Origin of the sequence: Sphingomonas sp. Leaf34 (genome assembly GCF_001421805.1) — a bacterium.
GTDB lineage: Bacteria > Pseudomonadota > Alphaproteobacteria > Sphingomonadales > Sphingomonadaceae > Sphingomonas.
Window position 1 is genome coordinate 246686 of record NZ_LMLC01000003.1, and the last position, 19936, is coordinate 266621.

Below are 19936 nucleotides of genomic sequence, written 5' to 3' on the forward strand. Positions count from 1 at the left end.
TCGCTTAACGGTACGGCGCATCGGCGGCAAGGTTCGCCGCGATCGCGCTTTCCCAACGGTCGCCGTTATCGAGCAGCTTCGACTTGTCGTAGATCAGCTCTTCGCGCGTCTCGGTTGCGAACTCGTAGTTCGGGCCCTCGACAATCGCATCGACCGGGCACGCCTCGGCGCACAGGCCGCAATAGATGCACTTGGTCATGTCGATGTCGTAGCGCGTGGTGCGGCGCGAGCCGTCGTCACGCGGCTCGGCCTCGATCGTGATCGCCTGGGCGGGGCACACGGCCTCGCACAGCTTGCACGCGATGCACCGCTCTTCGCCGTTCGGATAACGCCGCAGCGCATGCTCGCCGCGGAACCGCGGGCTGACCGGGTTACGCTCGTACGGATAGTTGATCGTCGCCTTTTCCTTGAAGAAATAGCGAAGCGTCAACGCGTGCGCCTTCACGAACTCCCACAAGGTGAACGACTTGATGATCTGAGCAACGCTCATGAACCCACTCCAACGCGCGTCAGCATGAGATAGCCCGACACGAGGAAAACCCAGAACAACGACACGGGCAGGAAGACCTTCCAGCCGAGACGCATCAGCTGATCGTAGCGATAGCGCGGCACGGTCGCCTTCACCCAGCTGAACAGGAAGAAGAAGAACAGGATCTTGGCGAACAGCCAGATGATCCCCGGCACGTAATAGAACGGCGCCCAGTCGACCGGTGGCAGCCACCCGCCCCAGAACAGCGTCGCGTTCAGCGCGCACATCAGCAGCACGTTGGCATATTCGCCGAGCCAGAACAGCGCGAACGACATCGACGAATATTCGGTCTGGTACCCGGCGACGAGCTCGCTCTCCGCCTCGGTCAGATCGAACGGCGCACGCTGCGTTTCCGCCAGTGACGAGATGAAGAACATCACCGCCATCGGGAACATCAGCGGATTGAGGATATAGCCGTTGAAGATCCAGACATGCGACTTTTGCGCGAGCACGATCGCGGACAGATTGAAGCTGCCCGTCCACAGCACGACCGAAATCAGGATGAAGCCGATTGCGACCTCATACGACACCATCTGCGCGGCCGCACGAAGCGCCGAGTAGAACGGATATTTCGAGTTCGACGCCCAGCCCGACAGGATGATCCCGTACACACCGAGCGATGACGCCGCGAGCACGTAGAGCAGGCCGACATTGATGTCCGCGAGCACGACGCCGACGCCGAACGGCACCACCGCCCACACGATCAGCGCAACCGTGAAGGTGATGATCGGTGCCAGCAGGAACAGCGCCCGGTTGGCGGCAGCAGGAACGATCGTCTCTTGCAGGAACACCTTCAGGCCGTCGGCAAAGCTCTGCAACAGGCCGAACGGCCCGACGACGTTCGGGCCGCGACGCAGCGCCATCGCCGCCCAGATCTTACGATCGGCATAGATGATCATCGCGACCGCCAGCATCAGCGGCAGCGCGATCACCAGGATGTCGATGATCGTCGCAAGGAAGAACGCCCAGTCGTAACCGAGCGAGGATTCGAACCAGGAGATCATTCGGCGGCCTCCGCAAAGTCTTCCCCGTGGAGAAGTTCTGCCGAACAGCGCTGCATCGTCGGCGACGCACGGCAGATCGCGTTGGTCAGGTAGAAGTCCTTGATCGGATAGCCGGCAAGAACCCCCTCACCGGCACCGCTGAGCGCCGGCGGGTTCCACTCGAACGTCGCGAGCGCCTGGTGACGCAGCGCGGGGACGGCGGCGAACATCTCTTCGCGCAGACCCTCGAAGCTGTCGAACGGCAGCGTGTGGCCGAGGGTGTCGGACAGCGCGCGGAAGATCGACCAGTCGTCGCGTGCATCGCCGGGGGCGAACACCGCACGCTCACCGCGCTGGACGCGACCCTCGAGATTGACCCAGGTGCCCGACTTCTCGGCATAGGTCACGCCCGGCAGGATCACGTCGGCCGCGGCCGCACCCTTGTCGCCGTGATGCCCCACAAACACCTTGAAGCCTGCGAACTGGCTGAAATCGACCTCGTCGGCGCCAAGGAAGAAGCCGAGCTTGGCCCCCATCACGTCGGCGATGCCGCCCGTCTGCGCATAGCCGAGCATCAGCCCGCCCATCCGCGACGCCGCCATATGAACGACGTTGAAGCCGTTCCAGTCCGCTTTCACCAGACCGAGCGTGTCGACGAGCTTCAGCGCAGCCGCGTGGCCGCCCTTCAGCGCGCCGCCACCGACGATAACCATCGGGCGTTCTGCTTTCGCGAATGCCTCGGTCACCGCGTCGGGCAGGTTGCCGAGCAGTGCCAGATCGTCGCCGAGCCACTCGACCTTGTACGTCAGGTCCGTCTCCGGCCCGATCGCGAAGACCTTCGCGCCCTTCTTGATTGCTTTCCGCACCCGCGTGTTCACCAGCGGCGCTTCCCAGCGCAGGTTGGTGCCCACCAGCAGGATCGCGTCGGCGCGCTCGGTGCCGGCAATCGTCGTGTTGAAATTGACCGCAGCGATATTCGACGCGTCATAGGCCATGCCGGTCTGGCGGCCCTCGAGCATCGTCGAGCCCATCTTCGCGAGCAGCGCCTTGGCGGCGTACATCGTCTCGCAATCGACCAGATCGCCAGCGACAGCAGCCACGCTCGACCCGGCGTTCACCGCCTTGATCGCCGCGAAGGCCTCGTCCCAGGTCGCGGGAACAAGCTTGCCGTTCACGCGGACATAGGGCTTGTCGAGACGGCGACGCACGAGACCGTCGATCGCGTGGCGCGTCTTGTCGGTCGCCCACTCCTCGTTCACGTCCTCGTTGATCCGCGGCACGCAGCGCAGCACCTGGCGACCGCGGCTGTCGAGCCGGATGTTGGTGCCGACCGCGTCCATGACGTCGATCGTCAGCGTCTTGCGCAATTCCCACGGACGCGCCTCGAATGCGTACGGCTTCGACGTCAGCGCACCGACCGGGCACAGATCGACGACATTGCCCGACAGCTCGCTCTTGACCGCGTTTTCGAGATACGAGGTGATCTGCATGTCCTCGCCGCGGAAGATCGCACCGATCTCCTCGACGCCCGAGACTTCCTCGGCAAAGCGGATGCAGCGCGTGCACTGGATGCAGCGGGTCATGACCGTCTTCACGATCGGCCCCATATACTTCTCGGTGACCGCGCGCTTGTTCTCGTCATAGCGCGAATGGCCGCGGCCATAGGCGACCGACTGGTCCTGCAGATCGCACTCGCCGCCCTGATCGCAGATCGGGCAATCGAGCGGATGGTTGATCAGCAGGAATTCCATGATGCCCTCGCGGGCATTCTTGACCATCGGCGAGTTGGTGAAGATCTCCTGCTTGTCCGCCGCCGGCAGCGCGCACGACGCCTGCGGCTTGGGCGGACCAGGCTTCACCTCGACCAGGCACATCCGGCAATTGCCGGCGATGCTCAGGCGCTCATGGTAACAGAAACGCGGGATCTCCTTACCGGCAAGCTCGCACGCCTGCAGCACGGTGGCACCCTGCGGCACCTCGATCTCTACGCCATCGACTTTGACTGTAGGCATTACTCTGCGGCTTCCATCATCGGCGCGGTGTCGCCACCACGTTCACGGATACGGCGTTCCATCTCGGGGCGGAAATGCTTGATCAGGCCCTGGATCGGCCAGGCTGCGGCGTCGCCGAGCGCGCAGATCGAGTGACCCTCGACCTGCTTGGTGACCTGCTGGAGCATGTCGATCTCGGACAGCTCGGCGTCGCCGGTGCGCATCCGCTCCATCACGCGCCACATCCAGCCGGTGCCTTCGCGGCACGGCGTGCACTGGCCGCAGCTCTCATGCTTGTAGAAGTACGAGATGCGGCTGATCGCGCGGACGATGTCGGTCGACTTGTCCATGACGATGATCGCCGCGGTGCCGAGGCCCGAGCCGACCGCCTTCAGGCCATCGAAATCCATCGCGCAGTCCATGATCTGCGCGGCGGGGACCAGCGGCACCGAAGAGCCTCCCGGGATCACCGCGAGCAGATTGTCCCAGCCGCCACGGATACCACCGCAATGCGTCTCGATCAGGTCGCGGAACGAGATGCTCATCTCTTCCTCGACGACGCAGGGCTTGTTCACATGGCCGCTGATCTGAAACAGCTTGGTGCCGCGGTTGTTCTCCGCGCCGAAGCTCGAGAACCAGGCCGCACCGCGCCGCAGGATCGTCGGCGCGACCGCGATCGACTCAACGTTGTTGACCGTCGTCGGGCAGCCATAGAGGCCGGCGCCCGCCGGGAACGGCGGCTTGAGCCGCGGCTGGCCCTTCTTGCCCTCGAGGCTTTCGAGCATCGCGGTCTCTTCGCCGCAGATATAGGCGCCCGCGCCGCGGTGGACGAACACGTCGAAGTCATAGCCCGACCCGCACGCGTTCTTGCCGATGAAGCCGCGATCATACGCCTCGGCGACCGCTGCGAACAGCGTCTCGGCCTCGCGGATATATTCGCCGCGGATGTAGATGTACGCCGCGCGCGCGCGCATCGCGAACCCGGCGATCAGCGCGCCCTCGATCAGCTTGTGCGGATCGTGACGGATGATCTCGCGATCCTTGCAGCTGCCCGGCTCGGATTCGTCGGCGTTGATGACCAAGAAGTTCGGCCGGTCGGGCTTCGGCTCCTTGGGCATGAACGACCATTTCGTGCCGGTCGGGAACCCTGCCCCGCCGCGGCCACGCAGACCCGACGCCTTCATTACGTCGATAATCGCGTCCTGGCCGAGCGCCATCAGGTCCTTCGTGTTGTCCCAATCGCCGCGCATGATCGCCGCGTCGATGTTCCACGGCTGGAAGCCGTAGAGATTGGTGAAGATGCGGTCCTTGTCGGCGAGCATCAGGCCCACTCCCCCCGGTAATCGTGGTTCGCGTCGACCATCGCTTTAAGCGAGGTCGGGCCGCCTTCGGGGCAGCTCGCACGGCGGCCGAACTGCGGCCCCGGCGTCGGCGTGCCGCCATTGGCGAGCGCCTCGAGGATCTCGGTCGTCTTGTCGTAATCGAGATCTTCGAAGTTATCGTCGTTGATCTGCACCATCGGCGCGTTCGCGCAGGTGCCCAGGCACTCGACCTCGGTCAGCGTGAACATGCCGTCGGGGGTCGTGCCGCCCTTGACGAGGCCGCGGTTCTTGCACGCCGCCAGCACGTCGTCCGACCCGCGCAGCATGCACGGCGTCGTGCCGCAGACCTGCACATGATAGCGGCCCACCGGTGCCAGATTGAACATCGTGTAGAAGGTCACGACCTCGTACACGCGCATATACGGCACGCCGATCTGACGCGCGACGAACTCGATCACCGGAACGGGCAACCAGCCCTGAGTCTGCGTTTCCGCGCCGACCTGGCGCTGCGCCAGATCAAGGAACGGGATCGACGCCGACTGCTCGCGGCCCTTCGGGTAGCGCCCGAGGATCTCGTTCGCCTTGACCTGGTTCTCGTCCGTCCAGGCGAACGAACCCCAGCGTGCGCGGGTCTCTGCCTCGTCGGGAATTTTCGGAGCTTCAGCCATCAGCGGTCACATTCACCAAAAACGATATCCATCGCGCCGAGGATCGCGGTCGTATCCGCCAGCATGTGGCCCTTCGCCATGAAGTCCATCGCCTGGAGATGCGAGAAGGCGGTCGGGCGGATCTTACAGCGATACGGCTTGTTGCTGCCATCGGCGACCAGATACACGCCGAACTCGCCCTTGGGGCTCTCGGTCGCGACATAGACGTCGCCGGCGGGCACGTGGAAGCCCTCGGTATAGAGCTTGAAGTGATGGATCAGCGCTTCCATCGACTGCTTCATCTCACCGCGCTTGGGCGGCACGACCTTGCGGTCGAGCGACGCGATCGGCCCCTCGGGCATGTCGCGCAGGCACTGCTTCATGATCCGCGCGGACTGACGCACTTCCTCGACGCGCACCATGAACCGATCATAGCAATCGCCGCGCGTGCCAACCGGCACCTCGAAGTCCATCTTGGCATAGACGTCATAGGGCTGCGACTTGCGCAGATCCCAGGCGATGCCCGAGCCACGGATCATCGGGCCCGAAAAGCCCCACTTGATCGCATCGTCACGGCTCACGACCGCGATGTCGACGTTGCGCTGCTTGAAAATGCGGTTGTCCGCGACGAGCGAAATCGCATCCTCGAACAGTCGCGGCAGGCGCGTGTCGAGCCAGTCGCCGATGTCGGCGAGCAGCTTGAGCGGTGCATCCTGATGCACGCCACCGGGCCGGAAATAGTTCGAATGCATGCGCGCGCCCGAGACACGCTCGAAGAAGTTCATGCAATCCTCGCGGATCTCGAACATCCACAGGTTCGGCGTCATCGCGCCGACGTCCATGACGTGCGACCCGAGGTTGAGCATGTGGTTCGAGATGCGCGTCAGCTCGGCGAAGAACACGCGCAGATACTGCGCCCGCTCGGGCACTTCGAGGTCGAGCAGCTTCTCGACCGCGAGCACCCAGCTATGCTCCATGCACAAGGGCGAGCAGTAATCGAGACGATCGAAATAGGGCAAAGCCTGCGTGTACGTCTTGTACTCGATCAGCTTCTCGGTGCCGCGGTGGAGCAGGCCGACATGCGGATCGACACGCTCGACGATCTCGCCGTCGAGTTCCATGACCAGACGAAGCACGCCGTGCGCCGCCGGATGCTGCGGACCGAAGTTGATCGTGTAGTTCTGGATCGTGACGTCGCCGGTCGTCGGATCGGCCGCATCGCCCTCGCCCAGAAGCTCCTCTACGTAGAGACTCACTGGTTCTGTCCTCCACCCTTGGTCGGGATCACGTCAGGGTTGGCCGGCTTCGGCGTCGCATCGGACTCCGACTTGCCGATACCCGTCTGTGCGGTCGACTCGGTGCTCTTGGGTTCGCTCGGCGCCTGGGTCGGCGACTGCGCGGCCCCGGCCTTCACGATCGCGTTGGCGCTGAGCGGCGTCTGCGCACCCTTGGCCTGCGGCAAAGACCCCTTCTCGTCGCCCGGGAGCACGTAATTCGCGCCCTCCCACGGACTCATGAAGTCGAACGTGCGAAAGTCCTGCGCGAGCTGCACCGGCTCGTACACGACGCGCTTGGCTTCTTCCGAATAGCGCAGCTCGACGTAACCCGTCAGCGGGAAGTCCTTGCGCTGCGGATGCCCGCGAAAGCCGTAATCGGTCAGGATGCGACGCAGGTCCGGGTTGCCGCTGAACAGCACGCCGTACATGTCGTACACTTCGCGCTCGAGCCAACCTGCGACCGGCCAGATGTCGGTCACCGACGGCACCGGTTTTTCCTCGTCGGTCGCGACATGCACGCGCAGGCGGTGGTTCCGCGTCAGCGACAGCATGCAATAGACGACCTCGAACCGCTCCGCGCGATCCGGATAATCGACGCCGGCGATCTCCATGAGCTGCTGATAGGCAAGCCCCGGCGTGTCGCGCAGCGCGATCATCGCGTCGTAAAGGTCTTCGCGACGAACGTGCAGCGCGACCTCGCCGACATGGTCGACCGCGTCGAGCAACATGCCGCCGAGCGCCGCGCGTGCCGCGTCGATCACGCCGTCGTTCGACGCATAGGCTGGTGCGGGCGCCCTCAACGCTCGATGCTCCCGGACCGCCGGATCTTCCGCTGCAACTGCATGATGCCGTAGAGCAAAGCTTCCGCGGTCGGCGGGCACCCGGGGACATAGATGTCGACCGGCACGATCCGGTCGCAGCCACGCACGACGCTATAGCTATAATGATAATAGCCGCCGCCGTTCGCGCACGATCCCATCGAGATCACGTATTTCGGTTCCGACATCTGGTCGTAGACCTTGCGCAGCGCCGGTGCCATCTTGTTGCACAGCGTGCCCGCGACGATCATCACGTCCGACTGGCGCGGCGAGGCGCGCGGCGCGGCACCGAAGCGCTCCAGATCGTAGCGCGGCATGTTCACATGGATCATCTCGACCGCGCAGCAGGCGAGCCCGAACGTCATCCACCACAGCGAGCCGGTACGGGCCCACTGGAACAGCTCCTCGGTCGAAGTGACCAGGAAACCCTTGTCGGTCAATTCACCGTTGAGGCCGTCGAAAAACCCCTGGTCGGGCGGCACGATCGCGCCACCGCCGGCGGGTGCCAGCAGACCATTTTGGGGCGTGAGCTCTACTCCCAATCGAGTGCTCCCTTCTTCCATGCATAGGCAAGGCCAAGGGCCAGTTCGCCGATAAAGATCATCATCGAGATCCACGCAGTCCAGCCGAGCGTGAAGACCGAGACGGCCCAGGGATACAGGAACGCGGCCTCAAGATCGAAGATGATGAAGAGGATGGCGATCAGGTAGAAACGCACGTCGAACTGGCTGCGCGGATCCTCAAATGCGGGAAAACCGCACTCATATTCGCTGAGCTTTTCAGGCGTGGGCTTGTGCGATCCGGTCAGCCGCGAGACGGCCATCGGCAGGAACACGAACGTGCTCGACAACGCGATGGCGACCCCGAGGAACAGGAGGATCGGAAGATAGTGCGACAGGTCGACCAAATGGCTTCTCGCATATGCGAACAGATGGGGAGCCTTTAGGCCGATGGGCCCGGTGGGGCAAGGCTGACAACCCGTGAGAATCACTCGCAACACGAGGACGAACCCGGCAGGAAACCTGCGTTACCCGGCACGCGGCAACGTCCGCCGGAACGGGCCCGAAATCGCAGAATCGAAATCGTCCGATCCTCCCCCGCCAGCGGGAGGTGGCAGGCGTCAGCCTGACGGAGGGGGAGGAAACGGAAACGCCTGTTGCGCGTCCTCCCCCTCCGATGCCTACGGCGCCACCTCCCCCTGGCGGGGGAGGATCGAGAGCCCCGTCATCCTGACGAAAGTCAGGACCCAGGGTCGTCAGGGGCACCGTTTGGAACTCTGGGTCCTGACTTTCGTCAGGATGACGGAAGAAGAACCCAATCAGTCCTGAAGACCGCCGTCATGATCAGCAGGCGTCAGCGCAGCGCGTTGGCGACCAGCTTGTGCAACCGCGAATGGAGCGCGTCGTTCGCGGCGAGGAACTCGTTGCGCTCCATCGCGCGCTCGCCGCCGCGGAAATCGGTGACGAACCCGCCGGCTTCCTTGACCAGCAACATGCCGGCCGCGACGTCCCAAGGCTTCAGGTTCGATTCCCAGAAGCCGTCGAAACGCCCCGCCGCGAGCCATGCCAGGTCGAGCGCGGCCGCACCGAGGCGACGGATGCCCGCAACCTCGGGCGCAACCGCACCGAAGATCCGGCTCCACTGCGCGAAATCGCCGTGGCCGAGGAACGGGATGCCCGTTGCGATCAGCGATTCGGAAAGATCCCGACGCGACGATACGCGCAGACGCTGGTCGGTGAGCCACGCGCCGCGGCCCTTCTCGGCCCAGAAGCTCTCGTCGGTCAGCGGCTGATAGACCAGCGCAGTGGTAACCTCGCGCTTGCCGTTCGCCATCGGCTCCTCGACCGCGATCGAGATGCAGAAATGGGGGATGCCGTGGAGGAAGTTCGACGTGCCATCGAGCGGATCGACGATGAAGCGCGGCTTGTTCGGATCGCCGGCGACCTCGCCGCGCTCCTCCATCAACATGCCCCAGTCGGGGCGCGCATGGCTCAGCTCTTCGAAGATGGTCTGCTCGGCGCGCTGGTCGGCCTGGCTGACGAAGTCCGCCGGCCCCTTGCGGCTGACCTGCAGCTGCTGGACCTCGTTGAAGTCGCGGCGCAGGCGCGGCGCGGCCTTGCGGGCCGCGCGCTCGATGACGGTCATGATGCCGGAATGGCTGGGCATATCTTTTACCTTAAGCCCTCTCCCCTCAGGGGAGAGGGTTGGGAGAGGGTCTGTTCCGGGCGGTGTCTTCTGGGGCCGCCCCTCACCCCGCCCCTCTCCCCGGAGGGGAAAGGGAGATGCGTATCAGTCCGCGCGCCGCACGTAGGTCTGCTCGTAGACATCGACGACGATCCGCGTGCCGGCGCCGATATGCGGCGGTACCATCACGCGCACGCCGTTCTCGAGCACCGCGGGCTTGTAGCTCGACGAGGCGGTCTGCCCCTTCACGACGGCGTCCGCCTCGACGATCAGCGCCTCGATCGTGTCGGGCAGCTGGACCGAGATCGGCCGCTCTTCCCAGAGCTCCATCACCACGTCCATGCCGTCCTGCAGGAACGCCGCGGCGTCGCCCAGAATGTCGGCGTCGAGCGTGATCTGCTCGTAATTGACCTTGTCCATGAAGGTCAGCGCATCACCGTCGCGGAACAGATACTGGAAATCGACCGTGTCGAGCCGCACCTTCTCGACGCTCTCGGCGGAGCGGAAGCGGACATTGTTCTTGCGGCCGTCGATGAGGTTCTTCATCTCGACCTGCATATAGGCACCGCCCTTGCCGGGCTGGGTGTGCTGGATCTTGACCGAGCGCCAGATGCCGCCCTCATATTCAAGGATGTTGCCGGGACGAATCTCGACCGCGTTGATCTTCATGACCGATTCCTGCTGGAAAGAGCTAGGGGCCGTCCGCGAAGCAAAACTCTGCGGAAACCCGAAGCGGCGGGCTTTAGCGGGACGACCCGGTTCCGGCAAGCATCGGGTACGGGTTCACGTTCTCGCCCTGGTACCAGCGGTCGCCCGGCTGCATCCGCGTGAGGCCGAAATGCAGGTGGTAATTGCCCGCCCCCGCATCACCGGTATCGCCGACATAGCCCAGCGTGTCGCCGGCCTTCACCGGCAGCCCCTCGCGAATGCCCGCGGCATAGCCGGCGAGATGCGCATAATAATAGGTCCAGCGACGATCCGGCGAGCGGACGTACAGCGTGACGCCGCCGAGACCGCTCTGGAACAGCTTCTCGATCCGGCCCGGTGCGGCGGCGACCACCGGTGTGCCGCCCGCCGCCATGATGTCGGTCCCGTGATGGCCGCGCGTGCCACCGCCACGCGAATCGTTCCAGCTGTCCGCGATCGCCTTGCGGGGAACGCCAGCCACCGGGACGGCGAGCTTGCCCGTCGTCACCGGGCCGGCTGCGACCTCGGCAGGCGGCGCGGACTTGCGCCACTTTATCCGCCGCACGCTCCCTGCCCCGCCGTCGCCGAACGACACCATCGATGCGAACCCGCCGGCGACCACCACGATCAGCCCGAGAATGATCCAGAACGTCCGCGTCATCGTCTTACGCCTGGAAGATCGCCTTGGTCCCCGGCTTGATCATCATCGACAATCGCGCGGCATCCCAGTTCGTCAGGCGGATACAGCCATGGCTTTCCGCACGCCCGATGGTTTCGGGATTGGGCGTGCCGTGGATGCCGTAATGATCCTTCGACAAATCCATCCAGACCACGCCGACCGGACCGTTCGGCCCAGGCGGCAGCATCTCCTTCTGCTGCCCCTTCTTCGCATCCCAGAACAGCGCCGGGTTGAAGTGAAACTTGGGATTATAATCGGAGCCCTTGATCGTCCACGTGCCCAGCGGCAGCGGATCGTGGCTTGAGCCCATCGTCGCCGAGAACTGCGCGATCAGCTTGTCGTTGGCATCGAGCACGCGGAGCACGCCGTCCGACTTGTCGACGACGACATGATCCGCCTTGGGCTGCACCGCGTCGACGTTGAGCGTCGTGAGCGTGGCGATCCAGTCGGGCTTCAGCTTCGGATCATAGGCGCGCGACGTCGGCAGTGCGTTCGGGAAGACCACCTTGGTGCCAGCCGACAATTTCGTGCTCGGCGAATTGAGTGCCATGATCACCGCGGGCGTGGTGTGGAACATCTCACCCAGCTTCTCCATCACGGTCTTGTAGCCGAGCGAGGGGAGCTCGGCCTGCTTGGCCGGATCCTTGGGCAGCGGATTGACGAACGGTCCCGCCAGCATCTCGGGGGTCAGCGTGACGGCGACCGTCGGCCGTGCGGCACGGTAGGGATATAGCGCCTGCAACGTCCGAGCATCCGCTTTGCCCGTGATCGGCAGCCCCTTCGCCTCCTGGAATCCCTTCAGTGCCGCGACCAGCGACTGCCCCCCACGGCCGTCGAGCACGCCCGGACCAAAGCCGAGATGGTCGAGGATCACCTGCACGTGCAGAATATTGCGATCGATCGGGACGGACTTGGCGGGCGCGGTCTGCGCCAATGCGGGCGCCGCCGCGCCGAGCAGGCATATCGCAAGAACCGAAGTCTTCGTCACAAATGCTGTCATGCCCGTCATCCCAAACCGTTACGCTTGAGCATCAAACGGTCGGGACGACGGTTGTTTCCACCGGTTCAGCGCTTCGCGAGAACCTCGGCGAACGCCTTGATCGCCGCGACCTCGTCGCCGCCCCAGACCGCACTCGACACCGCGATGAAGTCGGCACCAGCGGCAACCAGCGGCGCGGCGTTCTCGGGCGTAATGCCACCGATCGCGACGCAGGGCATTTCGAACAGCGTCGACCACCAGGATAGGATCACCGGCTCGGCGTGATGCTCGACCACTTTGGTGGTCGTCGGATAGAAAGCGCCGAACGCGACATAGTCGGCCCCCGCCTCACCCGCTTCCATCGCGAGATGGCGGCTGCCGTGACAGCTGACGCCGATCTGCGCATTGGGGCCAAGCTGCGCGCGCGCCTCGCGCGGATCGCCGTCGTCCTGGCCAAGATGCACGCCATCCGCGTCGAGGCGCTTGGCGAGCCCGATATCATCGTTGACGATGAACGCGACGTCGCGCTCGGCGCAGATCGCGCGCAACGGCTCGCCGAGCGCGGCCGCGGCATGCTGGTCGATGTCCTTCACGCGGAACTGGAAGGCGGCCACCGGCCCGGCATCGAGCGCACGCGCCAGACGCTCGGGGAAGTCGCCCCCGACATCGAGCGGCGACACCAGGTACAGCTGGCACGGCGGCCGGCGCATATCGCGGCGGAAATTCTCGGCGAAATTGGGGTCGAGCGGGCCCAGCGGATCTTCGAATTCGGTCATATCCGCCCCCTAGCCGCTCGCGCCTGCCACGTCACCCCGGCGCAGAGCCGAGGTAACGCGCAGGCCGACCGCGGCTTATTCCTCGTTCTTGTAGATGCGGATGATGCGGTCGAGCATGGCCAGCGCCTCGTCGCGCGGACGCTGGAAGGTGTTGCGGCCGATGATCGAGCCGTTGCCGCCACCGTCGCGAATGTCGCGCGCGTCCTGGAACACCGCATCCTCGCCCTTCGACGCGCCGCCCGAAAACACGTTGATGCGCCGTCCGGCAAAGCTCGACTGGACGACATGCTTCACGCGATCCGCCTGCTTCGACCAGTCGGTGCCGGCATAGAGCGACTTGCATTCCTTCTGCTCGATATGATCGGTCGGCAGCTTCGTCTTGATGATGTGCGCGCCGAGCAACGCTGCCATGTGCGCCGCATAGGCACCGACGTCGAGCGCGAGTTCACCGTCCTTGGTCAGCTCGCCGCCGCGCGGGTAGGACCAGATCACGGTCGCGATACCGACCGACTTGGCCTCTTCGCTCAGCTCGCGGATTTCCTCGACGAGTTCGAAGAACTGGTCCGCCCCCGGATAGATCGTAAAGCCGATCGCCGCCGAGCCGAGCCGCACCGCGTCGGACACGGTCGCGGTGACCGCCTGGTCGATCGACGTCGCCCAGCTGTTCGAACTGTTGCACTTCAGGATCGTCGGGATCTGCCCGGCGAACGTATCCGCGCCTGCCTCGAGCATGCCGAGCGGCGCCGCATAGGCGCTGAGCCCCGCGTCGATCGCGAGCTGGTAATGGTAATGCGGATCGTACGCCGCCGGGTTGACCGAGAAGCTGCGCGCCGGGCCATGCTCGAAGCCCTGGTCGACGGGCAGGATCACCAGCTTGCCGGTACCGCCCAGCTTGCCCTGCATCAGGATGCGCGCAAGGTTCGCCTTCACCGCCGAACTGGTGGCTTCATACTTGTCGAGGATGGTCTTGATCTGCGGTGTGATCGTCGTGGTCATGATCGTTCCTTCAAAGCTCGAGCCAGCGGCGCAACGCATCGTCGACGCTGGTCATGGTGGTGATCGGAATGGTGCCGACAATCTTCACGATCGCGCCGCGCGCGAGCGTATCCAGCTTGTCGACCTGGATTTCTGCGGCGTCCTGAAGCCCCGTGCCCGGGGATGCCTCGAGGGGCACGCGAAACAGATTGGTATCGCTGGTCACACAGGTCAGCGGACAAACGGAAACCGTCGCGTGATCGGCAAAGACATCCGACTGGACGACGAGAAATGGCCGCGGTTTGGGCGAGATATCGCCGCGACCCGCCCCAGCGACGATCATGCCACGCAGGATCCTCACGCGGGGGGCGCCGAGATCAGGAAATCCCAGGTCTCATCCTGTACCTCGCGGTCGCGCGCAGCGGCCTTCATGGATTGCCGCCGCGCCTCCGCAAGAAAAGCCTCGTCATGGCGTTCGACATAGCGCCGCACGGCTTCGCGTGCGATATCGCTCTTGCTGCGCCCTTGGGTACGCGCAACCGCCGCGAGTCGCTCTTCGAGTTCGCTATCGAGCCTGACGCCAAGCACCCGTGTCTCCGTTTAACATGTTAAACATAGGCGCAGTGGCAGCCGCGATCAATCCCCTGCCCGCTCGTTTGGCCGCGCAATTGACCAACACTCGTCCAACGTCGAGACTGGGCGAAAGGGGATAAAGGCGATGCTAGTCTTCCGTGGGATCATGGCGTGCGCGGTGCTGATGGCGGCGTCCGCCGCACCGGCAGCGGTGAAGGTCGGCGAGCGCGCGCCCGACTTCGAACTGACGCTGATCGACGGCAGCAAGGTACGCGGTAACGACCTTCACGGGCAGGTCGTGGTGCTCAATTTCTGGGCGACGTGGTGCGCACCGTGCAAGACCGAACTGCCCCTGCTCGATACCTATTACCGGCTCCGAAAGGACAAGGGCCTGCGCGTCTTTGCGATCGCCACGGAGGATTCGCTGCCCGTGTACAAGCTGAAGCCGCTGTTCGCAGCGATCGCAATCCCGTCCGCGCGCCGGATCAAGGGGCCGTTCGCGGCGATGGGTGCGCTGCCGACCAACTACATCATCGATCGCGCCGGGGTCGTTCGCCATGCGAAACCCGGCGCGTTCGACCTAGACGACCTCAACGGCCTGCTGGTCCCGCTGCTGCGGGACCCCGCCCCCTAGCGCGTCAGCGCGGCGACCCCGGGAAGATCCTTGCCTTCCATCCATTCCAGGAAAGCGCCCCCCGCGGTCGACACGAAGGTGAACGCCTCCGAGACGCCAGCCTGGTTGAGCGCGGCGACCGTATCGCCGCCGCCTGCGACCGAGACGAGCGAACCGCCCTCGGTCAGCGCCGCCGCGGTGCGAGCAAGCGCGACGGTCGCGGTGTCGAACGGCGGCGTCTCGAACGCGCCGAGCGGACCGTTCCACACCAGGGTCCGGCAGTTCTTGAGCACGTCGCCGAGCGACTCGACCGCTGCCGGGCCGAGATCGAGGATCATCTCGTCAGCCGCGACCTCGTGCACGTTGACGGTGCGCGTCGCGGGGTTCGGCTTGAACTCCTTGGCGACGACGACGTCGTACGGCAGGTGGACGGTGCAATTCGCCTTGTCCGCGGCTTCCATGATCTGTTCGCAAGTGCTGGCAAGTTCATGTTCGCACAGGCTTTTGCCGACATCGATACCACGCGCGGCGAGGAAGGTGTTCGCCATCCCGCCGCCGATGATCAGGTGATCGACGCGCGTGACGAGATGCCGCAGCACGTCGAGCTTCGAGGACACCTTGGCACCGCCGACAACGGCTGCGACCGGATGCTCGGGCGCGCCCAGCGCCTTCTGGAGCGCATCGAGCTCGGCCTCCATCGCGCGACCGGCAAAAGCAGGGAGGACGTGCGCAAGACCCTCGGTCGAGGCATGCGCACGGTGCGCGGCGGAGAAGGCGTCGTTGACGTACAGATCGCCCAGGTTCGCGAAGCGCGCGACCACGGCCGCGTCGTTGGTCTCTTCACCGCCGAAGAAGCGCGTGTTCTCGAGCACCGCGATATCGCCGGGCTCCAGCGTCGCGACCGAATCCTCCGCGCCTTCCCAATCGATGTAGCGCACTTCGCGACCCAGCACTTCGCTATATGGCTTCACGACCTGCGACAGCGAGAAGTCGGGGCTCGGTTTGCCCTTGGGACGGCCGAAATGCGCGAGGACGAGGACGATCGCGCCCTTGTCCGCAAGTTCGCCGACGGTCGCGACGGTCGCACGCAGGCGGGTGTCATCGGTAACGCGGCCCTCCGCCATCGGCACGTTGAGGTCTTCGCGGACGAGCACGCGCTTGCCCTGGATTTCGCCCATATCGTCGAGCGTCTTGAATGGCTTGCTCATGGTTCTTCGATCCTGATCTCATCACCGACGGCGATCCTGCCGCCCATCAAAACGCGGGTACAGGCCCCGCCCCGCCAGTCGGGCGTGAGCGCGGCGAACAATCCTGGCGCCAGGGCCTCCATCCGTTCGCACGGATCGGTGTGGCGCGTCACTTCCAGCACGACGTCCGCGCCGATGCGGAGCTGCGTGCCGGGTATTTGGGGAAGATCGAAGCCGTCGACGAGGAGGTTCGCGCGGCGTTCGTACCAGGGAATGTCGCAGCCGACGTCGGCCATCGCGGCGTCCCAGTCGGCGCGTTCGAGCAGTGTCACCTGGCGCCGCCCCTTGCCGCCGGGCCGTACATAGCCGCGAAAGTCACCGTGCAGGCCGGCCTCGATGGTGATCTCGACCGTGTCGATGACCTCCATCGGAGCTTTCGCGCGCGCGTGCCGCGCGATGCCGGCGATCCTGCCTGCTTGCTTCAAGGTAGAGGCCACCGCTCCCTCCCCGTTCGTGTCGAGCGCAGTCGAGACACCATCTGTCACAGGAGGCGGCTTCTCGATTGCGCTCGAAGCAAACGGAAGAGGGGGTGCATGGATCGCAGCCTCAGATGAACTTCGCCATCGCGGTGGCCGTGTCGACCATGCGGTTCGAGAAGCCCCATTCGTTGTCGTACCAGCTGACGACACGGACAAGCTTGCCGTCGATCACCGCGGTCTCCATGCTGTCGATCGTCGACGAGGCCGGGGTATGCTGGAGATCGATCGAGACGAGCGGCTCGTCCGACCAGTCGAGCACGCCGACCAGCGGGCCGCTCTCGGACGCCGCCTTGAGCACCGCATTCACCTCTTCGCGCGTCGTGTCGCGTGACGGGGTGAAGGTCAGGTCGATCAGCGAGACGTCAGGCACCGGTACGCGGATTGCCGAGCCGTCGAGCTTGCCCTTCAGTTCGGGCAGCACTTCGGCGACGGCGCGCGCAGCACCGGTGGTGGTCGGGATCATCGACATCGCCGCCGCGCGCGCGCGACGCAGATCGGGGTGGATCTGGTCGAGGATCTTCTGGTCGTTGGTATAGGCGTGGATCGTCGTCATCAGCCCGCGCTCGATGCCGATCGCATCGTTCAGCACCTTGGCGACGGGCGCGAGGCAATTGGTCGTGCACGACGCGTTCGAGACGATCGTGTGCTCGGCGGTCAGCTTGTCATGGTTGACGCCGTACACGACGGTCAGGTCGACGCCTTTGCCCGGTGCCGAGATCAGCACCTTCTTCGCGCCCGCATCGAGATGCTTCTGGCAGCTCGCCTTGTCGGTGAAGAAGCCGGTGCATTCGAGGACGATGTCGACGCCCAGCTCGGCGTGCGGCAGATTGGCGGGATCGCGCTCGGCGGTCACGCGGATGCGCTTGCCGTCCACGACCAACTCGTTGCCCTCGGCCGAGACCTCGCCGGGATATTTGCCGTGGACGCTGTCGCGCTTGAACAGCCAGGCGTTCGACTTGGCATCGCCGAGATCGTTGATCGCGACGAGTTCGAGTGCGCCGTTCGACTGTTCGAGTACCGCGCGGGCGACGAGACGGCCGATGCGCCCGAAACCGTTGATCGCAACCTTGACCGTCATTGCTGTATCTCCGCTAGCGCCCGAGAGTCCGTTCCGGGCGCGCAGCCTTTGCGGGGCGGTGGGGCGCCCTGTCAACACCGTGGATCGCGGATTGACCCGGCGAAACCGGCTTGTCGCACACCCCGGCCATGCTATCTCGATCGCATGCCAGATACTCCAGACACGATATCGGATCGGGCGTCCGCCCCGACGCCAGAGATGACGCCAGACATGCCACCAGAGACGATAGCGGATACGGCGGCGGTCGATCGGATCGACGCAGCGATCATACGGATCGAGGCCGCGATCAACGCCCGCACGCGCAGCGGCGACGCGCTCGCCAAGCGCCATGCGGCCCTCAAGGCGCGGATGGCCGAAGCCGTCGCCGCGCTCGACGACGTCATCACGCGCGGGAGCCCGAACTAATGGCACAGGTCATGCTCGATATCGGCGGCCGTCCCCATGCCGTCGCCTGCCGCGATGGCGAGGAATCGCGCGTCCGGTTGCTCGGCGCGATGCTCGCCGAACGCTGGCCGATCGCGGACCGTGCGGCGGGCGGCCTGAGCGCCGAACGCGCGATGCTGTTCGTCGCGCTGATGCTCGCCGACGACCTCGACGAAGCCGCGCATCGCCCGCCCGAAGGCTCGGCGGTCAGCGAGATCGCCCTGACGCGGATCGCCGATCGTCTCGAAGACCTTGCGGAGGCCCTTGAGCTAAGCCCCCCGAGCGCCTAGATTGGCGATGGCGGGTTCTGCCCGGTACGAGCCTTTATTATCCCTGAGGCTATTCATCATCCATAGGGGGCTGTCCCTGTTAGGATCCTGGTCCGAAGCACATGGTCCCCACCTGACGTACCGTGCGTCAGTGGATAACCCGGCACACGGCCATGGTGGGCCCGCCACACCACCCTATTTCGATGGCTCGCGCGCATGACCGACAAGAGCGTGCTCAGGGCCTCCCTACGCGCTGCGCGCGACGCGTGCGCCCCAGTCTCCATCCCCGTGCCGTCGGCGTTCCTGACGCGACTGAAGCCGGGCATGACCGTCGCCTCCTATGTTCCGTTCGGCGGAGAGGCCGACCCGTCGCCATTCGCGCGCGCCGCGGTCGACGCGGGCTGCGTCATCGCGCTGCCGCATGTGGTGCGCCGGTCGCTGCCGATGCGTTTTCTGTCATGGGATACAGAGGCAGCGCTGATCGCCGGACCGTTCGGCCTCCACCAGCCCGCCGAGGACGCGGCCGAACTCGCGCCGGACATCATCCTGACCCCGCTCGTCGGCTTCGATCGCAGCGGCAACCGAATCGGCCAGGGCGCCGGCTATTACGACCGCGCCTTCCTCGCACACCCCGATGCGTGGCGCGTCGGCATTGCGCTGTCGGTCCAGCAGGTCGATAGCCTGACCCCGGACCCGTGGGACGTCCCGCTCCACGCCATCGCCACCGAACTCGAATGGATCACGCTATGACGCCCACCTGGCGCAAACCCGTCGGGATGCTCGGCATCCTGCTCTTGATCATGCTGTGGTGCGTGGCGATCGTGAGCCTGTCGAATATCGTCGGCAGCTGGCACTGGCTGGCGCAGCTGGTGTTCTACCTGTTCACCGGGCTGATCTGGATCGCGCCGTTGAAACCGGTACTGCGGTGGATGGAGCTCGGGCGGTAAAGTCCGCTTCCGTTCGTCCTGAGTAGCCGTCGAGTAGTCGCCGCAGGCAGCGTATCGAGAGGGCGTATCGAAGGACAGGTTGGCGCGCGGCTACGGTGCGTCGATACGCTCCTGACGGAGCTACTCGGCCTCTACTCAGCACGAACGGTATGTGGGAGGAATGCTCGCAGCACTCAAAAATCTGGAAGGGTCTCGGCCACCCCATCAAGGGTGGCGCGAGTGACGGGACTCGAACCCGCGACCTCCGGCGTGACAGGCCGGCGCTCTAACCAACTGAGCTACACCCGCATTCCCAATGACGAACCACGGCATCCCGAGGGACCCTGCGGCAGGCTCGTCAAAACCTCAACACTCTCTCGAACCATCTGAACGATGGCGCGAGTGACGGGACTCGAACCCGCGACCTCCGGCGTGACAGGCCGGCGCTCTAACCAACTGAGCTACACCCGCTGAAACAGCG

Annotated in this window: 25 protein-coding genes and 2 tRNA genes; 5 read left to right on the forward strand and 22 right to left on the reverse strand. The window is 65.0% G+C overall.

Annotation, left to right across the window (positions count from 1 at the left end):
- Positions 1–4 precede the first annotated feature (4 nt).
- The 17 genes from nuoI to relB form a co-directional block, all read right to left on the reverse strand.
- Complete coding sequence (gene nuoI / locus ASF00_RS09535; protein WP_055877898.1) at positions 5–490, reverse strand: NADH-quinone oxidoreductase subunit NuoI; 486 nt, start codon at positions 488–490, stop codon at positions 5–7.
- On the reverse strand, positions 487–1533 hold the full coding sequence (nuoH, locus tag ASF00_RS09540) for an NADH-quinone oxidoreductase subunit NuoH (protein ID WP_055877901.1): 1047 nt from the start codon (positions 1531–1533) through the stop codon (positions 487–489). Before nuoH ends, nuoI begins: the two co-directional genes overlap by 4 nt.
- Positions 1530–3524 carry an NADH-quinone oxidoreductase subunit NuoG gene (gene nuoG / locus ASF00_RS09545; protein ID WP_055877904.1) on the reverse strand — a complete coding sequence of 665 codons (1995 nt, stop codon included), beginning with the start codon at positions 3522–3524 and terminating at the stop codon, positions 1530–1532. The genes nuoH and nuoG overlap by 4 nt, the downstream gene beginning before the upstream one ends.
- Positions 3524–4825 (reverse strand): NADH-quinone oxidoreductase subunit NuoF, encoded by a 1302-nt coding sequence (gene nuoF, locus ASF00_RS09550; RefSeq protein ID WP_055878758.1) that lies wholly within the window; start codon positions 4823–4825, stop codon positions 3524–3526. Before nuoF ends, nuoG begins: the two co-directional genes overlap by 1 nt.
- Positions 4825–5493 (reverse strand): complex I 24 kDa subunit family protein, encoded by a 669-nt coding sequence (locus ASF00_RS09555; protein WP_055877907.1) that lies wholly within the window; start codon positions 5491–5493, stop codon positions 4825–4827. The genes nuoF and ASF00_RS09555 overlap by 1 nt, the downstream gene beginning before the upstream one ends.
- Entirely contained in the window at positions 5493–6704 is a 1212-nt protein-coding gene (locus ASF00_RS09560) for an NADH-quinone oxidoreductase subunit D (RefSeq protein ID WP_443024405.1), read from the reverse strand. Before ASF00_RS09560 ends, ASF00_RS09555 begins: the two co-directional genes overlap by 1 nt.
- A gap of 20 nt (positions 6705–6724) precedes the next feature.
- Positions 6725–7549: an NADH-quinone oxidoreductase subunit C gene (locus tag ASF00_RS09565; RefSeq protein ID WP_055877913.1), complete on the reverse strand. Its 825-nt coding sequence runs from the start codon at positions 7547–7549 to the stop codon at positions 6725–6727.
- A complete protein-coding gene (locus ASF00_RS09570) occupies positions 7546–8109 on the reverse strand; it encodes a NuoB/complex I 20 kDa subunit family protein (protein ID WP_056478875.1) in 564 nt (187 codons plus the stop codon). Before ASF00_RS09570 ends, ASF00_RS09565 begins: the two co-directional genes overlap by 4 nt.
- Positions 8100–8474 carry an NADH-quinone oxidoreductase subunit A gene (locus ASF00_RS09575; RefSeq protein ID WP_055877915.1) on the reverse strand — a complete coding sequence of 125 codons (375 nt, stop codon included), beginning with the start codon at positions 8472–8474 and terminating at the stop codon, positions 8100–8102. Before ASF00_RS09575 ends, ASF00_RS09570 begins: the two co-directional genes overlap by 10 nt.
- Before the next feature lie 446 nt (positions 8475–8920).
- Positions 8921–9733: an inositol monophosphatase family protein gene (locus tag ASF00_RS09580; RefSeq protein ID WP_055877919.1), complete on the reverse strand. Its 813-nt coding sequence runs from the start codon at positions 9731–9733 to the stop codon at positions 8921–8923.
- Positions 9734–9856: 123 nt separating this feature from the next.
- Entirely contained in the window at positions 9857–10420 is a 564-nt protein-coding gene (gene efp, locus ASF00_RS09585; RefSeq protein ID WP_055877924.1) for an elongation factor P, read from the reverse strand.
- A gap of 73 nt (positions 10421–10493) precedes the next feature.
- On the reverse strand, positions 10494–11099 hold the full coding sequence (locus ASF00_RS09590; RefSeq protein WP_055877926.1) for a M23 family metallopeptidase: 606 nt from the start codon (positions 11097–11099) through the stop codon (positions 10494–10496).
- A gap of 4 nt (positions 11100–11103) precedes the next feature.
- Complete coding sequence (locus ASF00_RS09595) at positions 11104–12117, reverse strand: L,D-transpeptidase family protein (protein ID WP_055878760.1); 1014 nt, start codon at positions 12115–12117, stop codon at positions 11104–11106.
- A gap of 65 nt (positions 12118–12182) precedes the next feature.
- On the reverse strand, positions 12183–12872 hold the full coding sequence (gene thiE, locus ASF00_RS09600) for a thiamine phosphate synthase (protein WP_055877930.1): 690 nt from the start codon (positions 12870–12872) through the stop codon (positions 12183–12185).
- A gap of 75 nt (positions 12873–12947) precedes the next feature.
- On the reverse strand, positions 12948–13868 hold the full coding sequence (locus tag ASF00_RS09605) for a class I fructose-bisphosphate aldolase (protein ID WP_055877933.1): 921 nt from the start codon (positions 13866–13868) through the stop codon (positions 12948–12950).
- 10 nt (positions 13869–13878) lie between these two features.
- Positions 13879–14190, reverse strand: coding sequence for a type II toxin-antitoxin system PemK/MazF family toxin (locus tag ASF00_RS09610; RefSeq protein ID WP_055877936.1), 312 nt, complete (start codon positions 14188–14190; stop codon positions 13879–13881).
- 14 nt (positions 14191–14204) lie between these two features.
- On the reverse strand, positions 14205–14435 hold the full coding sequence (gene relB / locus ASF00_RS09615) for a type II toxin-antitoxin system RelB family antitoxin (RefSeq protein ID WP_055877941.1): 231 nt from the start codon (positions 14433–14435) through the stop codon (positions 14205–14207).
- A 130-nt stretch (positions 14436–14565) separates the two neighbouring features.
- On the opposite strand from relB, the gene ASF00_RS09620 reads away from it, so the two are divergent.
- A complete protein-coding gene (locus tag ASF00_RS09620) occupies positions 14566–15054 on the forward strand; it encodes a TlpA family protein disulfide reductase (protein WP_055877946.1) in 489 nt (162 codons plus the stop codon).
- On the opposite strand, the gene ASF00_RS09625 is transcribed toward ASF00_RS09620, so the two are convergent.
- The 3 genes from ASF00_RS09625 to gap all read right to left on the reverse strand — a co-directional run bounded on the left by ASF00_RS09625 (position 15051) and on the right by gap (position 17837).
- A complete protein-coding gene (locus ASF00_RS09625) occupies positions 15051–16241 on the reverse strand; it encodes a phosphoglycerate kinase (RefSeq protein ID WP_055877949.1) in 1191 nt (396 codons plus the stop codon). The two genes, ASF00_RS09620 and ASF00_RS09625, sit on opposite strands and share 4 nt — an antisense overlap.
- Positions 16238–16648, reverse strand: a complete 411-nt coding sequence (locus ASF00_RS09630) for an MOSC domain-containing protein (protein ID WP_055877953.1) — start codon at positions 16646–16648, stop codon at positions 16238–16240. Before ASF00_RS09630 ends, ASF00_RS09625 begins: the two co-directional genes overlap by 4 nt.
- A gap of 178 nt (positions 16649–16826) precedes the next feature.
- Positions 16827–17837: a type I glyceraldehyde-3-phosphate dehydrogenase gene (gap, locus tag ASF00_RS09635; RefSeq protein WP_055877956.1), complete on the reverse strand. Its 1011-nt coding sequence runs from the start codon at positions 17835–17837 to the stop codon at positions 16827–16829.
- A gap of 144 nt (positions 17838–17981) precedes the next feature.
- Here gap and ASF00_RS09640 point away from each other — a divergent pair, with 144 nt between their 5' ends.
- From ASF00_RS09640 to ASF00_RS09655, 4 genes are all read left to right on the forward strand, one after another.
- On the forward strand, positions 17982–18242 hold the full coding sequence (locus ASF00_RS09640) for a hypothetical protein (protein ID WP_235525717.1): 261 nt from the start codon (positions 17982–17984) through the stop codon (positions 18240–18242).
- Entirely contained in the window at positions 18242–18550 is a 309-nt protein-coding gene (locus ASF00_RS09645) for a cell division protein ZapA (protein ID WP_055877962.1), read from the forward strand. Before ASF00_RS09640 ends, ASF00_RS09645 begins: the two co-directional genes overlap by 1 nt.
- Positions 18551–18745: 195 nt before the next feature.
- Positions 18746–19279: a 5-formyltetrahydrofolate cyclo-ligase gene (locus tag ASF00_RS09650; protein ID WP_055877964.1), complete on the forward strand. Its 534-nt coding sequence runs from the start codon at positions 18746–18748 to the stop codon at positions 19277–19279.
- Positions 19276–19476, forward strand: coding sequence for a DUF2842 domain-containing protein (locus ASF00_RS09655; protein ID WP_055877967.1), 201 nt, complete (start codon positions 19276–19278; stop codon positions 19474–19476). The genes ASF00_RS09650 and ASF00_RS09655 overlap by 4 nt, the downstream gene beginning before the upstream one ends.
- A 211-nt stretch (positions 19477–19687) precedes the next feature.
- Here ASF00_RS09655 and ASF00_RS09660 read toward each other — a convergent pair.
- Positions 19688–19764, reverse strand: a tRNA-Asp gene (locus ASF00_RS09660).
- 85 nt (positions 19765–19849) lie between these two features.
- Positions 19850–19926: transfer RNA gene (locus tag ASF00_RS09665), tRNA-Asp, on the reverse strand.
- Between the last annotated feature and the right edge of the window lie 10 nt (positions 19927–19936).